18 protein-coding genes are annotated in these 14675 nt (G+C 34.9%); 4 read left to right on the forward strand and 14 right to left on the reverse strand.

Going from position 1 to position 14675, the window contains the following annotated elements:
* The first annotated feature begins 86 nt into the window (after positions 1–86).
* The 3 genes from mtxX to ACKI44_RS05805 are packed head-to-tail and all read left to right on the forward strand — an operon-like array spanning position 87 to position 2382.
* A complete protein-coding gene (gene mtxX / locus ACKI44_RS05795; RefSeq protein WP_407422442.1) occupies positions 87–803 on the forward strand; it encodes a methanogenesis marker protein Mmp4/MtxX in 717 nt (238 codons plus the stop codon).
* A 49-nt stretch (positions 804–852) separates the two neighbouring features.
* A complete protein-coding gene (gene uppS, locus ACKI44_RS05800; protein WP_407422444.1) occupies positions 853–1617 on the forward strand; it encodes a polyprenyl diphosphate synthase in 765 nt (254 codons plus the stop codon).
* A 3-nt stretch (positions 1618–1620) separates the two neighbouring features.
* Positions 1621–2382, forward strand: coding sequence for a TatD family hydrolase (locus ACKI44_RS05805; protein ID WP_407422446.1), 762 nt, complete (start codon positions 1621–1623; stop codon positions 2380–2382).
* Here ACKI44_RS05805 and ACKI44_RS05810 read toward each other — a convergent pair.
* From ACKI44_RS05810 to ACKI44_RS05825, 4 genes are read right to left on the reverse strand one after another with little or no spacing between them, the layout of a single operon-like run.
* A complete protein-coding gene (locus ACKI44_RS05810) occupies positions 2379–2747 on the reverse strand; it encodes a hypothetical protein (protein ID WP_407422448.1) in 369 nt (122 codons plus the stop codon). The two genes, ACKI44_RS05805 and ACKI44_RS05810, sit on opposite strands and share 4 nt — an antisense overlap.
* On the reverse strand, positions 2747–3130 hold the full coding sequence (locus ACKI44_RS05815) for a carboxymuconolactone decarboxylase family protein (RefSeq protein WP_303735788.1): 384 nt from the start codon (positions 3128–3130) through the stop codon (positions 2747–2749). The genes ACKI44_RS05810 and ACKI44_RS05815 overlap by 1 nt, the downstream gene beginning before the upstream one ends.
* Positions 3131–3155: 25 nt before the next feature.
* On the reverse strand, positions 3156–3656 hold the full coding sequence (locus ACKI44_RS05820) for a class III signal peptide-containing protein (RefSeq protein ID WP_407422450.1): 501 nt from the start codon (positions 3654–3656) through the stop codon (positions 3156–3158).
* A complete protein-coding gene (locus ACKI44_RS05825; protein ID WP_407422452.1) occupies positions 3653–4048 on the reverse strand; it encodes a hypothetical protein in 396 nt (131 codons plus the stop codon). The genes ACKI44_RS05820 and ACKI44_RS05825 overlap by 4 nt, the downstream gene beginning before the upstream one ends.
* 118 nt (positions 4049–4166) lie before the next feature.
* On the opposite strand from ACKI44_RS05825, the gene cobM reads away from it, so the two are divergent.
* Positions 4167–4919 carry a precorrin-4 C(11)-methyltransferase gene (gene cobM / locus ACKI44_RS05830; protein WP_407422454.1) on the forward strand — a complete coding sequence of 251 codons (753 nt, stop codon included), beginning with the start codon at positions 4167–4169 and terminating at the stop codon, positions 4917–4919.
* A 42-nt stretch (positions 4920–4961) separates the two neighbouring features.
* Here the strand turns inward: cobM and ACKI44_RS05835 are convergent, their stop codons facing one another.
* The 10 genes from ACKI44_RS05835 to ACKI44_RS05880 form a co-directional block, all read right to left on the reverse strand.
* Positions 4962–5606, reverse strand: a complete 645-nt coding sequence (locus ACKI44_RS05835) for an HAD family hydrolase (RefSeq protein WP_407422456.1) — start codon at positions 5604–5606, stop codon at positions 4962–4964.
* 9 nt (positions 5607–5615) lie between these two features.
* Positions 5616–6407 (reverse strand): Ni-sirohydrochlorin a,c-diamide reductive cyclase ATP-dependent reductase subunit, encoded by a 792-nt coding sequence (cfbC, locus tag ACKI44_RS05840; protein WP_407422458.1) that lies wholly within the window; start codon positions 6405–6407, stop codon positions 5616–5618.
* A gap of 2 nt (positions 6408–6409) precedes the next feature.
* A complete protein-coding gene (locus ACKI44_RS05845) occupies positions 6410–7651 on the reverse strand; it encodes a peptidase U32 family protein (RefSeq protein WP_407422460.1) in 1242 nt (413 codons plus the stop codon).
* Positions 7652–7660: 9 nt separating this feature from the next.
* Positions 7661–9082: an amidophosphoribosyltransferase gene (purF, locus tag ACKI44_RS05850; RefSeq protein ID WP_407422462.1), complete on the reverse strand. Its 1422-nt coding sequence runs from the start codon at positions 9080–9082 to the stop codon at positions 7661–7663.
* A gap of 65 nt (positions 9083–9147) precedes the next feature.
* Positions 9148–10041 carry a hypothetical protein gene (locus ACKI44_RS05855; RefSeq protein WP_407422464.1) on the reverse strand — a complete coding sequence of 298 codons (894 nt, stop codon included), beginning with the start codon at positions 10039–10041 and terminating at the stop codon, positions 9148–9150.
* A 12-nt stretch (positions 10042–10053) separates the two neighbouring features.
* Positions 10054–11022 (reverse strand): UDP-glucose 4-epimerase GalE, encoded by a 969-nt coding sequence (galE, locus tag ACKI44_RS05860; RefSeq protein WP_407422466.1) that lies wholly within the window; start codon positions 11020–11022, stop codon positions 10054–10056.
* 10 nt (positions 11023–11032) lie between these two features.
* Positions 11033–12211 (reverse strand): NAD(P)/FAD-dependent oxidoreductase, encoded by a 1179-nt coding sequence (locus tag ACKI44_RS05865; protein ID WP_407422468.1) that lies wholly within the window; start codon positions 12209–12211, stop codon positions 11033–11035.
* A 4-nt stretch (positions 12212–12215) separates the two neighbouring features.
* Entirely contained in the window at positions 12216–12383 is a 168-nt protein-coding gene (locus ACKI44_RS05870; RefSeq protein ID WP_303735777.1) for a 4Fe-4S binding protein, read from the reverse strand.
* 125 nt (positions 12384–12508) lie between these two features.
* On the reverse strand, positions 12509–12934 hold the full coding sequence (locus tag ACKI44_RS05875; RefSeq protein WP_407422470.1) for a universal stress protein: 426 nt from the start codon (positions 12932–12934) through the stop codon (positions 12509–12511).
* Positions 12935–14641 carry an ATP-binding cassette domain-containing protein gene (locus ACKI44_RS05880; RefSeq protein ID WP_407422472.1) on the reverse strand — a complete coding sequence of 569 codons (1707 nt, stop codon included), beginning with the start codon at positions 14639–14641 and terminating at the stop codon, positions 12935–12937.
* Positions 14642–14675: the final 34 nt, after the last annotated feature.

The raw sequence follows: 14675 nt of genomic DNA on the forward strand, positions 1-14675 counted from the left end.
GCCTAAAAATGTTCAATAATAATAAAACAAAATTAAAAGATAATTTTAAATATATATAAATAATATTTTAGGCACAAATAATAACAATGACAAATATTACAGTAGGACTTGGAGAAAATAAAAATATTTTAAAGGCATGTGAAGCCTTTAAAAAGGAAAATAAAAATGTTGAAATAACATTGGTTGATAATGATGATGAATTAGTCAATGCAATATTAAACAATAATGTTGATGCGGTAATAAGAGGATCACTGCCTGCATCAAGTGTTATGAAAGAGCTGAAAAGCAAATTCAGAGACATTTCAAGAGCCACATATATTAACGGCAGCGATGTCGAATTCTTACTGACTCCTGTTGGAATCGATGAGGGAACGACACTTGATGATAAATTAAAAATAGCAGTTCACTGCGCAGAATTTCTTAAGAAACAATCAAAAAAACCTAAAATAGCAGTTATGGCCTGCGGAAGAAAAGGAGATTACGGAAGAAGTGATGAAATATCCAAATCCATAGATGACAGCGAAAAATTAACGGAAATGATTAGAAAAAATACTGATTTTGAAGTGATAAACCATTATATACTGATTGAACAGGCCATAAAAGATAACTGCAATGTCATTATAGCTCCTGACGGAATTATTGGAAATATTATTTTTAGAACACTTGTTTTAGTTAATTCCTGGCCAAGCTGTGGGGCAGTGACATTCGGAATTGACGGTGTTTATATCGATACAAGTCGAGACCAGAATGTTGAAGGATATTTAAGAAGTCTAAAATTAGCACACAAATTAGCCAATATTTAATAAGATTAAAATACAAACATTAAATTAATAAAAACTTCGGGTAATTATAATGGGCGAGAATATAATTTATAGACTATATGACTGGTATATATCAAGGGATTTGGACCCTGATAAAATGCCAAAACATGTCGCTATCATTATGGACGGTAATAGACGATATGCTAGGCTTCAAGGAAATACTGATGTTATTAAAGGACATGAACTTGGAGCAGATACTTTAGAAAAGGTTTTGGACTGGAGTATTGAACTTGGAATAGAAATCATTACAGCATATGCATTTTCAACAGAAAACTTTAACAGACCTGAAAAAGAAGTGGAAGGACTGATGAAACTATTCATTTTTAACTTCAAAAGACTGGTCGATCATGAAAAAATACATAAAAACGAAGTTAAGGTAAAAGTTGTTGGAAGAACAGAATTACTTCCAGATGATGTAAAAGAAGCAATACGAGAAGCAGAAGAAGCAACCAAACATTACAACAAACGTTTCTTTAATTTAGCTATCGGTTATGATGGAAGACTGGAAATTATTGACTCATTTAAAAAGATTATTAATGATGTTCAGGAAGGAAAAATCACAGTAGATGACGTTGATGAAGAATTGGTAAGTAAAAACCTATACACCGGAGGAATTGATGACCCTAACCTCATCATAAGAACCAGCGGTGAAGAACGTCTAAGCGGATTCCTCTTATGGCAATCATCATATTCAGAATTATATTTCTGTGAAACATTATGGCCTGAGCTAAGAAAAGTCGACTTTTTAAGAGCAATAAGATCATATCAGGCTAGAGAACGCAGATTCGGAGTATAGAAAATGATTGATACACATTGCCATATTGATTTTGAAGAATACGATAAGGACCGTGACGAAATCATTAAAAGAGCACAGGACAAACTTGATGCGGTTATTGTATCCGGCATAGGTTATGAAAGCAATCAGGGCGTTCTGGATTTATGCTCCAAACATGAAGGTTTTATTTACCCCTCATTCGGTTATCACCCAGTTTCTTCACAGAACTGCAGCGACGAAGAATTGAAACTTGCACATGAGCATTTAATTGAAAATATAGACAATATTACTGCAATCGGCGAAGTCGGAATGGATTATTTTTATGTTAAGGACAAAGCTTTAAGAGAAAAACAAAGAGAAATCTTTTTAAGCTTTATAGAAATAGCCAATGAATATAAAGTTCCGCTGCTCATGCACGTAAGGGACTGTGAAAAAAAAGCACTCAATATCGTTCTGGATTATGATGACATTCCTTATGTAATATTTCACTGCTACAGCGGAAGCATGAAAACCGCAAGACGCATAATGGAAAGGGACAATTACTTTATGAGCTTTTCTACAATGCTGTGCTATTCAAAAGCACATCAGGATTTAATAGAAAACATTTCTCTTGACCATGTTCTGACTGAAACCGACAGCCCTTATCTTGCCATGACTAAAGAAGAGAGAAATGAACCTGCAAATGTGGTTAATGCTGTTAAAAAAATAGCTGAAATTCAAAATGAAGATTTGGAAACTGTTGATAGAATAACTACCAACAATGCCCGAAAAGTTTTTAAAATCTAATAATGGTAAGTGAAATTCAAATTAATTAATACTTCGCCATTATCCTTAACCGCTTCTATCACCAATTCAAATTTATCCAAATCCTTTTTTATCAAATCGATTTTTTCAAAATCCAAAATTGAATCATTAAGATATACAAAAAACTGGTTTTTTTCAAACTTGACTTCCTTTCTTGAAAAGAGTTTGAAAGCATAAGTAAACAGTTCGATTCTGAATATTAAATCCTCTTTGTCCCCGTTGCCGTTAACTATAAAGTCAATTAAATCATTTTGAAGAATTTTACCTTCGTCTCCGGTATCCACCTTCAAAGATTCCATTTCCTTTAGTTCTTCCATCAGTTTATTCTTTTCATCTTCCGAATACATCATTCCACCGGAAGCAAATCTTTTTCTTTAAAGACTTCTTTTGCAGCCATTACGCCATTGATTGCTTTTGGAAAACCTGCATAAGCAGACATCTGCATTATGATTTCTACAATTTCACGAGGAGTGTTTCCTACTGCCAAAGCTGCATTAATATGATCTTTCAGTTGTGGGATCGTTCCAAGTGTAGTTAATGCTGCAACAGTACATAGCTCACGGGTTTTCAAATCCACTTCTTCTCTTGTATATATTTCAGAGTATGGAAACTCAACAACAAAACGACCTAAATCTGGCGCTATATCTTCAAGTTCTTTGAAAAGATTTTCTACTGTTACTTCATTGGTTATTTTCAATACACCCATTCCTTTTTCAAATCTATCTTCCATTTTTTCACCTATATAATTATAGGCTTCAAACCCACTTAACATTTGCTGTTGTAAAAATATAATGATTGGAAAAGACGGGATTGTAGAGTTTATTGGTTGCTTTTGTTGACTCAAAAGTTAAGGCAACTGACTTTCTTAAGTTATAATTAATTCTATCCCCTATTGAATCCAGTTCCTTTTTACTCAAGTCTTTTGAAGAGTGGGCATAAACCTTAAACTGGATTTTTTCCTTTTCAAAATTGGAATCATATCCCATATTGACATAGCTGACATTAACTATTTCAACCGAAGACGGAATTAAAAGTTCATAATTTGCCCTGGAGTATTCATTATAGGTATCTGACGGATAAATGGCACTTGATGCATAAAGACTTCCATCGTTAACGCCGTTTTTTGCAGCTGCCATTGCCATCGTCAATTCATTCTGTGATGCTATGAATGATATTGAAATCATTAAAATTACAATAAGCACTCCAAAGAGCAGCAAATACTCAGCACTGGCCTGTCCATTATTTTCCAATTTCATTTTATCAGTATTTTCCCTTCATGCGTTTTTTCAATTTCATAAATGTGGCCCGGATACATTTTATATGTTGAATATGGATCAATGAAAGGAACAATCGTTTCTCCTTTTTTATTGTCATATTCAATCGTTAGTTTATTCTTTTCCAATTTCAATACATAATTCTTATCGGTTACAGGCAATTTCACATATTTCGAATAGAATTCTCCCTGAGAATCTACCTGATTTATTGTATTTGCCACATTATCTAAAATCAGCCTGTGGTTAAGGTCAGATTCGATATTCAAAGTTGAATTAATTGTATTTTGAGAATAAACAAGTAAACCAGCGGCCACTATTAATATTATAAATAGTGAAAATAAAAATTCCACAGATATAAAACCTTGATTGTCCATAATTTTAAATTATCTTTGAAATTAATAAAGTTTACTCATTTTTAAAAGCAATATTGCTTTTATTAGGTTATACTGTGCCGGTTAATAATTATATACTAGATTAAATAAAATACTATTTATGACAGCTAAAGTTATTTTTATTGGAGCCGGTCCTGGTGACCCTGATTTGATAACTGTTAAAGGAAGAAAAGTTATCGAAAAGGCAGACGTTATTATTTATGCAGGTTCCCTTGTTAACAAAGATGTGTTGGCTCCAAGAAAAGAAGATTGTGATGTTCACAACAGCGCTTATTTAAATCTCGAAGAAACTATTGACATTATGGCAAAGGCAATTGAAGAAGATAAACTTGTTGCACGTGTTCATACCGGAGACCCTGCAATTTACGGAGCTATTGGCGAACAGATTCGTGAGTTGAAAAAACTCAATATTGAATATGACATTATTCCGGGCGTAAGTTCACTATTTGGAACGGCAAGTGTCCTTGAAGCGGAACTGACAATACCTGAAGTTTCACAAAGTGTTATCATTACACGCCCTGCAGGAAGAACTCCTAAAAAAGAGCTTGAAAGTATCAGAAGCTTTTCAAAGCATAATGCGACCATGTGCATATTCCTCGGAATATCAATGATTGACAAGGTTGTTGATGAACTTCTTGAAGGCTACACTGAAGACACCCCTGTTGCAGTAGTCAAAAAGGCTACCTGGCCGGACCAGGAAATAATCAGAGGAACCTTAAAGGATATTGCAGGTAAAGTTAAAGAAGCAAATATAACAAAGACTGCAATGATTGTAGTTGGAGATGTCTTAGACCCAGGTGATTTCACTCCTTCCAAGTTATATGATGCTAACTTTAAACACGAATATCGATAGAAGAAAAAATTATAATTTTTCTTCTCCTTTTTTAAAAAATAATCAAAACAGTTCATATAATTGTGAAAATTCATTAATGACCTTTAATGGATAATCATGATTGAATGTCTTTTCATCACCATATCCCCATTCGACAATTACACAGTCCATATCAGCATTTTGAGCCGTTTTAATATCGGTTATGGAATCCCCAATATAGAATGCTTCATCTGAACTTAAATTTGTCTTGTTGAGGATATTTTTTACTCCAAATGGATCTGGTTTGGACGGACAGTTAATGTTGTGGCCTTCAATAGCTACAAAGTCAATATCAGAAAAAAATTTTTCAACGAATTCATTCAAGGAATAAGTAAGTCTATTTGAATTGATAGCAAGCAATATGCCATTATCCTGAAGATTTCTTAAAACTTCATTACTGTCTGGAAACGGAATTGTTTTTTCCTTTTTAGAGGAATCATATAAATCCAAGTATGTTTTCTTAAAGCTTTCTATATTTTGAGGATTACTATTTACTCCCAGTACTTTAGAAACAATATCATCAATGTTTCCACCCAAACAGGGAATATACTCATCCCTTGTTAAAGTAGGAAATCCATATTCTGACAATGCCTCATTAAAGCATATTACAACATCCTCTACTGAGTCGAATAATGTCCCATCAAAATCAAAGATACAAAGTTTTTTCATATTAATCATCTAAAACGATTTGAAAAATTCCTCAAATTCCTCATCATCCATAGGTTCAGGAATTGAGATGTTTTCATTATTCATTATACTTGAAGCAAGCTCGAAGTATTCACCAGCCTCATCACTTTCAGGGTATTTTTCTACAACGGTTTTTGCATCTAATTCAGCATCCTGAATCAAATTACTTCTATGAATTGTACCAATAACATGAGTGCCTATTTTTTTAGCAAACTCATTGACAATTTCTTCTTCATTTTCAACATTACGGCAATTGCAGATAATACCGCTTAAGTTTCCTTTAAGTTTTTTAACTCCACGGACAATATTGTTTGCAGCATAAAGTGACATATATTCGCCTGATGTTACAATCAATACCTCATCAGCATATTTTTCACGCAAAGGCACGGAAAAACCTCCGCAGACAACATCACCCAATACGTCATATACGACAACATCAAGGTCTTCATCGAAAATGCCAATCTTTTCAAGCCTTTTCATTGCAACGATTACACCACGTCCGGCACATCCAACACCAGGTTCGGGACCTCCACTTTCAACACATAAAATATCCTTAAAACCTTTAAAAACCAAGTCATCCCTTTCAGGATTTCTATTGTCCTTTAAAGTGTTGACAACAGTCGGAATTCTTTTACCATATAATGTACGTGTTGTATCCGCTTTTGGATCACAGCCTATGACAAGGCAATTTAAACCTTCATTGGCCCATGTAGCAGACAAGTTAGCTACAGTTGTACTTTTTCCAATTCCACCTTTTCCATAAATTGCTATTTTTTTAATCATTGCTATGACCTCTCAATTAATTTATAAACAAAATCATTTTTTCTAACTTTATGAGGCAATAAAACTCCCACATTTGAATTTTTTGATACCTCTTTAACGTCTTTACCTTCAATCTGCATGGAATCAATTGTATGGGTAATGGAACCGGTAGTTTCACCCTGAACCATGATTTTATCGCCAATCTTTAAATCGTCCCATATCCTTAATTCTGCAACCTTAACTTTATTATAATAATTAACGACCTGACCAATGTCCTTTTTAACGTATTTGGACTGGTTGGTTTCACTGGTCTCAAAGGGAATGTCGAAGTAAAAACCTGTGTCAAATCCCCTGTTGAAAACACTTCCAAGTTCCTCCATCCATTGAGGATTGAATTCATATTCATCAGGATTATCCAAATAGGAATCAATGGCTTCACGATAAACGGATGTTACCATTGCACCGTAATCCGGACTGCGTGCCCTTCCTTCAATTTTAAATGATGAAACGCCGGTCTCAATCAATTCAGGAATGTATTCTATCATGCACATGTCCTTTGGTGAAAAGAAGTTGCTTCTGTAGGAGTCATCATAAGACTGTGAAATGACAAAGGACTCATCTGCAACATCGGAAGTATTTGAAACTGCATCATTTTGCGATTCTTCAAAGGTTAAAGTCCAGTTTTTACGGCAGGGCTGGAGACAGTCCCCGCAGTTTGCACTTCTTCCATAAAGGCCATAGCTTAAAAAGCATCTGCCTGAAATTGCCATGCACATTGCCCCATGAATGAATATTTCAGTTTCAATTGGAGATTTGGCGGTGATTTCTGTTATCTCCTTAATGGACAGTTCACGGGATAAAATTGCCCTTTTGGCACCGAGTTTGTGAAGAGTCTTTAATGTGTGTGAATTCGTTACGTTTTCCTGAACGCTTACATGCGCTTCAAGGCCATGTGATACAGTATCCTCTATTAATCCAATATCCGATAAAATAAGCCCGTCAATTTCTGAAGATGAAATCTTTTCCAGATTATTTTTAAGCTCGTTTATTTGGGACTCCTTTAAAATAATGTTAGTACATAAATAAGTTTTCGCCCCATATTCTTCAGAAATCTCAGATATTTTAGCCAAATCATCTATAGAAAAGTTTCGAGCATTCGCTCTCATATTATATTCATCCAAGCCAAAATAAACTGCATCAGCACCGTTTTCCAAAACAGCGCGCAGTGATATGAAGTTTCCGGCAGGAGCTAATAGTTCAGGCATATTAATCTCTTAAGGTTTATAATAGGTTTCAGCCTCAATGTCATCAGGAAGTTCAGTTGGATACTCTTCATTCAGACAGCCCAAACATAAATCTTCAGCAGGCATTCCAATAGCATCTATAAGAGAATCTAAGGTAATATAACCTAACGTGTCAATATCTAACTGCTTTTTAATTTCTTCAACACTGAAATTAGCAGCAATCAATTCTTTTTTGGTAGCCATAGCTACTCCATAAAAACAAGGCGCTATTACAGGAGGACAACCTACCAGGAAATGAATTTCAGCAGGTTCCGCTTCTTTAACCAAATCCAGCAATTTTTTAGATGTGGTTCCTCTAACAATACTGTCATCGATTAAAATAATCTTTTTACCTTTAATAGCTTCTTTAATAGGATTTAATTTAAGTCTAACAGCCAACTCACGTTCTTCCTGTGTTGGCATAATAAATGTCCTTCCAACATACCTGTTTTTGATTAAACCTTCACCATAAGGAATTCCGGAAGCTCTTGAATAACCTATAGCTGCAGGAATTGATGAATCAGGTACTGGAATGACAACATCAGCGTCAATAGGATATAATTTATGTAATTCTTTACCAATGTTTAATCTGGTTTGGTAAACATTAATGCCATCTATTGTACTGTCCGGTCTTGCAAAGTAAACATATTCAAACATACAGTGAGATAAGTCAGTTTCATCAGCTATTTCCAACATATGGCTTTTAATTTCATCATTTTCAAAGTAAACAACTTCACCAGGAACGATGTCTCTTATGAATTTAGCATTGATTACATCAAAAGCAACAGTTTCAGAAGCCAATACAAAATCATCCCCTCTTTTTGCAACGGCTAACGGCTTAATGCCCATAGGGCCACGTACACCATACAAATCACCATTAACGAGGATAACTAATGCATAAGATCCAACAAGCTGGCGAGAAACAGATTCAATAGCATCAAGAATACTTTTATTGTTATCATGATGTTCTTTTTTAAGCAAATAACAGATTACTTCAGAATCAGTGTCTGATTTAAATTCATAACCGTCTTTTATAAGTTCTTCTCTTAATTCACCAGAGTTAACAATATCACCATTATGAGCCATGGCAATAAAACCATCATCAAAATCAGTAACAAAAGGCTGAGAATTTTCTAATCTGGATTGGCCTGTTGTAGAGTATCTTACATGACCAATTGCAATATTCCCATCAAGATTATTAATTTCATAATCTTTAAAAACATCAGTGATTAAACCCATGCCGCAGTAATAATTCAATCCTTTATCCTGATTAAAAGTAGCTATTCCAGCGGATTCTTGACCTCTATGCTGTAAAGCATATAAACAATAATAAACAAAAGAAGAAACATTCCTAGACATGTCTTTGGAATGAATTCCTACTATACCACACTTATCTTCCATCTCACCCTGCATTTGCAAACACCATATAATTATCAATTATTATTTTTCTTTAACCTAGTATAAAAATAATGATGTTTTTACTCCCAGAAATTTTCAAAAGTGTTCGGCAAATCATAGTCCTCACGAACTTCAGGAGGTTTAGTAGGACGTTTTGAAGATAATTCCTCAACCAATTCTTCTTTATTATCTTCTACAAAAATTAAAGCGGTTTTAATAATTTTTAACCAGTCAACAGCATGATTTTTTGATTGTGCTGCAATAAAACCCTGACCAACAAGAATATTATCGGGCTTGAACTTATTTGTAGCTATTACAATCTTTTCATCATCGACCAAATCCTGCCTGAAAACTTCATACCACAATTCATCCAGCCTGTAAATTTCGAGAAAATCCTTATTGTGAATATCCTCAAACCTGTTTTTGAAGTTGGTGAAATCAGACTTTAAAGTATTGATGTCTTCATGCAAATCATTGTTTTCCATAGACAATACTTCATTTTCCTTAATAAGTTTATTGTAATCATCAAGCAAGTTATTATAATTGTGTGTTAGTTTTAACAGTTTGTTTTCTAAAGTATGGATATTAATTAAATTTAAAGAATAGGAAAGTGTTGACTTGATGATTGAATTCAATATTTCCTTTTGAGCAAGTTCGGCATTTACCTCTTCGCTTTCAAACAGAACATTATTGTAATCGAATAAACCTATATGGTTAAAATCTGTTTTTAAATCATTGAATAACATGTTGAAGTTATCGTCCTGCCCGTATCCACCTATGAGGATAATATCGGCACCGTCAGCTACTTTTTTAGCCAGTTCCAAATCAGTGGTAGGTATTATCGAAGAAACAACAACATTATAATCCCTTTCAAGTTGAGCACTGTCAACAGCCTTTGAAACCAGTCCGGCAATATCCAGATTGGACACGATTATTCTAACGTCAATTTTAGATCCGTAGTTGTTGTTTTCCATAATAAAACCTTTTTAAATACTGTTTACTTTTTGATGCCATTTCCATGCAGATGAAACAATGCATTCCAAATCATATTTAGGTTTCCAGCCCAATTCCCTTTCGATTTTGGATGCATCTGCAATTAAAATATCAGGATCACCTTCACGGCGATTAGCTATTTCAACATTAAAATCACGTTCAGTAACCTTTTTACACATGTCAATAATCTCACGGACAGAATATCCCTGTCCATTACCTAAATTGAAAATGTTTGACTCATTCTTTTCACATAAATATTCATAAGCTGCAATATGGGCACTGGCCAAATCATTAACATGAATATAATCACGGATACAGGTACCGTCGGGAGTATCATAATCAGTACCGAATATGGAAATTGAATCCCTTTTTCCGATAGCCGCATCCAAAACCAATGGAATCAGATGAGTTTCAGGGTCGTGCAATTCACCAATTTCACAGTCAAAGTCACAACCTGCAGCATTAAAGTATCTTAAGGATACGTAATTAAAGTCTCCTTTTTCAGCTTCACGTTCCAAAGCCTTTTCTGTAATCCATTTGGAGTGACCATAAGGATTGATAGGTTTTAATTCCTGATCTTCTGTAATCGGGACTTTTTCGGGATTGCCGTAAACTGCAGCGGTTGAAGACAATATGAATTTGTCAACGCCAAATTCTCTCATAATCTGCAAGAGATTCAGTGTGTTTTTGTAATTGTTTTTGAAATATTTTTGAGGAAATTCAACAGATTCTGCAACAGATGAAAAAGCAGCAAAGTGCAACACTCCATCTATATCGTATTTTTCAAAGACTTCACGTAGGTCTTTACTTCCGAAATCATAGTTTTCAAAGTTTCCCCATTTTACAAAGGTTTCATAACCCTTGCACAAATTATCAACTACAACAGTCTCATAGCCTGCCTTATGCAATGCTTTGGCAGTATGTGCACCAATATAACCTGCTCCACCAGTAACTAAAATCACTTAAAACACCCTATACGAATTTACCTAGTTTCAATAAAGCTTTAGGTGAAATTTTAACTAATTTTTTAACAATTTCAGTGGTTGATATTTTTTCGAAAGTTTCATCTTCAAATGCGTGGGCAATACTGTCCAATTCTTCATCGGATAAAGTGAGTAAGTATTCCTGTACTTTTTTATATCTTTTAATTTCATGGTCCAGTGCTTCGTGAGCCATTTGGTCATATTGTTTTAAGAATTTTTTAGAACAGTCTTCTTTAATAGCTTCTGCAGCAACCTGACCTGCACACATTCCACCAGTCATTCCGCTTATAATTCCTCCACCAGTCAATGGGTTAACCTGGCCTGCTGCATCTCCACAAACCATAATATTATCATCATAAAGTTTTTTAGTCATTCCGCCGACAGGGTCTCCACCAACGTTGATTTCAACAGCCTGGGCATTTTTCAAATAAGGACAGTTTGCAACGAAATCATCCAAATATTCTATTGCGGTTTTTTCAGCCTTATGAGGTAAAACTGCTAAACCGACATTTGCAATATCTTCACCTTTAGGGAAAATCCATACGTAACCTCCAGGTGCGCATGAACCTAAATAGAATTCGATGACTCCCTGTTTTTCAAATTCCACATTACACATTTCGTATTGTACACCGGATTCCATTTCTTTTGCTTTTGCAGCTGGTTTAAGGCCTGCCCATCTTGCGACATGTCCTTCAGGACCGTCAGCAGCAATTAATATTTTACATTTGTAGGTCTGTTCTTTTCCCATGGATTCGGTTTCAACAATATAACCGTCTTTAATTTTTTCAACGCCGGTTACTAAAGTTTTGACTCTGATTTCAGCACCTGCTCTTGCAGCATCCATTGCCATATATTTATCAAATACTTTACGTTCAAGAATGTAACCTGCTTCAGGGAGTTTTACCTGATCTTCGGTTAACCAAATATCGGTTCCGTCAGGGGATTGTATCCTTACACCTTCAATTTTTTTGGTAACCCAACGGTGATTAGGTTTAATTCCCAATCTTTCAAGTCCTTCGATTGAAACTCCTTCAGCACATCTTTTTGGAGATCCAATTTCAGATTTTTTATCTATCAAAATAACTTTTGCTCCGCCTAAGGCAGCATGTTTAGCTGCACTTGAACCGGCAGGTCCTGCACCAACAACTATTACATCAGTTTCAATCATAAAATCAGTCCTCCTTTTCTAAAGCGTTTATTGGACAAGCTTTAACGCAAGTGTCACAATCTTTACAGTCATCTTCATTAAAAACTAAAGCATATTCTCTTACTTGTATTAAATTTCTCGGGCATACTCCTGCGCATTCACCGCAGAATGAGCACCATTCCTTAACTATCATAATATCTCCTTTCTTAAAAAACAAACTAAAAAGTTTAGTTATTAATAATAATGTTTTTATTCTATTTAAATATTTAGTAAAAACTACACATATCTTAAAATAAGTAAAAAAAATATAAAAATAAATTAATTAATTAATAAAACTGGCACATCAGAAATTCTTAAAAGTCTTTCTGCAACTGAACCGATTTGGTGATCGCTGACACTGTTTTCTTCAAAAGACACAAATCTTTCATTATCAGAACCGTATCTATGAATAACAACCAAATCAGCCCCAGTTTGATTAACAATGAACTTCATGTCCCTTAAAGCATCAGCAGTTAACAGATGTTCGATAACTTCCACATTGTGTTCGGCCGCCTTTTCGGTAATCTTGGCTAAAATCGCATCACCGCTGTCCTCTTCGGAATCATAGCTGCTGAAGGAAAATTCCTCCAAAACATGAACGGCAGCTATTTTTGATGAAAATTTCTCAGCTATTTCAATAGCTACATCAGCTGCCTTATATCCATATTCAGACCCATCAACAGGGACACATATAACATCAAACATTTATTCATCCTCTTTTAAATAGCTTGCATGACAGAAATCAATGAAGTCATCGACTATTTTTTCCATATCCTCACTGTCATCGATTATCTTACCGTCATCCATAAAGAGTGCCCTGTTGGACAGTTCCTTGATGAAGTCAGTGTTGTGTGAAATCATGATGATTGTAATCTTATACTTCTTGGATATCTTTTTAAGGGAATTGGTAACAGTTCTTAATGTGATAGGGTCCAAATCTCCAAACGGTTCATCCAAAAGAAGGAATTCCGGTTTTGAAACCAATATCAATGCAAGCATTACACGTACCTTTTGTCCACCGGACAGTTCATAGGATTTTCTGTGTAAAATGTCCATATCCAAGTCAAGGCTTTCAAAAATATCCTTTACCGCTTCACGGGTTGCGGTTTCCGGGAATTTAGGGAACAAGTCAGCGAGAATGTCCGGTGCAAGTCCAACCTGTTCAAGACGGGCTCTTGCTTCATTTTCCTGTAAATCTGTGAGCAGATAAAGAGAATCAAGCAATTCATCACTAAGGCCCATTCTTTCAGCCCTTGCACGAGCTTCTTTTACAATATTTTGATTTTTATAACCTAATCTGGTAGCTAACTGATCAAATACTGTAGCATAATGTACCAAAGAGAATTCCTGGTGCATGAAACCTAATTTTGAACGGATTTTCATACGTCCGATTCCGGCAATAGCAATATCATGCCATTCACCGTCAACCTGATAGAGGACATCCCCCTTATCTGAATCATCCAATCCTGCAAGCATTCTAAGCAGAACCGTTTTTCCAGCACCGCTAGGACCGATTAAACTTAAAATATTTTCTTTCTGTACCTTGAAATTAATGTCTTCAATTTGGAGAACTTCGCCTCCGGTCAGTAAATAGAATCTTTTATAAATGTCTTTAACGTCAATGACGTCTTCGTCAGTGGAAATATTTTCAATATCCACAATAGGATCCATTCCACTCATGAATTCTTCGGTAATCTCTTCCGGAGTGCCTTCTTTTTTAATTTCACCGTCTTCCATCAATATTACTCTGTCTGCAAGGTATTTTTGAACTTCAGGCAGGTGAGAAACTAAAACTACTGTAATATTCAATTCCTTATTGATATTTTTAACTGCATCAAGAATTTCTTGTTTTGTTTTAGGGCATGCCATTGTTGCAGGTTCATCCAAAAGTAATGCTTTAGGCTGTTTTGCAAGTTGACGAGCTATGATTAATCTTTGTTTTTCACCACCACTTAAAACAGAAGCGTAATGGTCTTTTTTATGAGTTAATGACACCAATTCCAAAATTTTGTCTGCTTCTTCTCCGAATTCACTTTCGGCAACGTCAAAATCAGTTCCGCCTTCATCAAAATATCTGCGGGAATACAATTTCCTTAAAACGTTTTCACGAACTGTATCAGGCCATAATCCGAATGACCTTTGAAGATGAATGGCTGTTACTTTTTTAAGTTCATTATAATAAAACTGTGAGGAGTCTCCATCTACGCTTACGGTGTCGACTGTAATCTTACCTTCATCAATATGTTCAACACCTCTTAAAGCCCTTAAAAGTGTAGTTTTACCTGAACCACTTTTTCCCATGATTCCAAGTATTTCTCCTTCTTTAACTTCAAAACTAACATTTTTAAGACCTACAACGGAATTTCCGTCATCTAATTCGTATGATTTACTTACATTTTCAACTTTAATCATAGTTTTTGCCCCGTTATATTATACAAATTTTTAT

This window comes from Methanobrevibacter sp. (assembly GCF_045646205.1).
GTDB lineage: Archaea > Methanobacteriota > Methanobacteria > Methanobacteriales > Methanobacteriaceae > Methanocatella.

Bases quoted from the DNA above. Each gene is read 5' to 3' on its own strand.
- mtxX (WP_407422442.1), top strand. From the start codon at position 87: ATGACAAATATTACAGTAGGACTTGGAGAAAATAAAAATATTTTAAAG.
- uppS (WP_407422444.1), top strand. From the start codon at position 853: ATGGGCGAGAATATAATTTATAGACTATATGACTGGTATATATCAAGG.
- ACKI44_RS05805 (WP_407422446.1), top strand. From the start codon at position 1,621: ATGATTGATACACATTGCCATATTGATTTTGAAGAATACGATAAGGAC.
- ACKI44_RS05810 (WP_407422448.1), bottom strand. From the start codon at position 2,747: ATGTATTCGGAAGATGAAAAGAATAAACTGATGGAAGAACTAAAGGAA.
- ACKI44_RS05815 (WP_303735788.1), bottom strand. From the start codon at position 3,130: ATGGAAGATAGATTTGAAAAAGGAATGGGTGTATTGAAAATAACCAAT.
- ACKI44_RS05820 (WP_407422450.1), bottom strand. From the start codon at position 3,656: ATGAAATTGGAAAATAATGGACAGGCCAGTGCTGAGTATTTGCTGCTC.
- ACKI44_RS05825 (WP_407422452.1), bottom strand. From the start codon at position 4,048: ATGGACAATCAAGGTTTTATATCTGTGGAATTTTTATTTTCACTATTT.
- cobM (WP_407422454.1), top strand. From the start codon at position 4,167: ATGACAGCTAAAGTTATTTTTATTGGAGCCGGTCCTGGTGACCCTGAT.
- ACKI44_RS05835 (WP_407422456.1), bottom strand. From the start codon at position 5,606: ATGAAAAAACTTTGTATCTTTGATTTTGATGGGACATTATTCGACTCA.
- cfbC (WP_407422458.1), bottom strand. From the start codon at position 6,407: ATGATTAAAAAAATAGCAATTTATGGAAAAGGTGGAATTGGAAAAAGT.
- ACKI44_RS05845 (WP_407422460.1), bottom strand. From the start codon at position 7,651: ATGCCTGAACTATTAGCTCCTGCCGGAAACTTCATATCACTGCGCGCT.
- purF (WP_407422462.1), bottom strand. From the start codon at position 9,082: ATGCAGGGTGAGATGGAAGATAAGTGTGGTATAGTAGGAATTCATTCC.
- ACKI44_RS05855 (WP_407422464.1), bottom strand. From the start codon at position 10,041: ATGGAAAACAACAACTACGGATCTAAAATTGACGTTAGAATAATCGTG.
- ACKI44_RS05865 (WP_407422468.1), bottom strand. From the start codon at position 12,211: ATGATTGAAACTGATGTAATAGTTGTTGGTGCAGGACCTGCCGGTTCA.
- ACKI44_RS05870 (WP_303735777.1), bottom strand. From the start codon at position 12,383: ATGATAGTTAAGGAATGGTGCTCATTCTGCGGTGAATGCGCAGGAGTA.
- ACKI44_RS05875 (WP_407422470.1), bottom strand. From the start codon at position 12,934: ATGTTTGATGTTATATGTGTCCCTGTTGATGGGTCTGAATATGGATAT.
- ACKI44_RS05880 (WP_407422472.1), bottom strand. From the start codon at position 14,641: ATGATTAAAGTTGAAAATGTAAGTAAATCATACGAATTAGATGACGGA.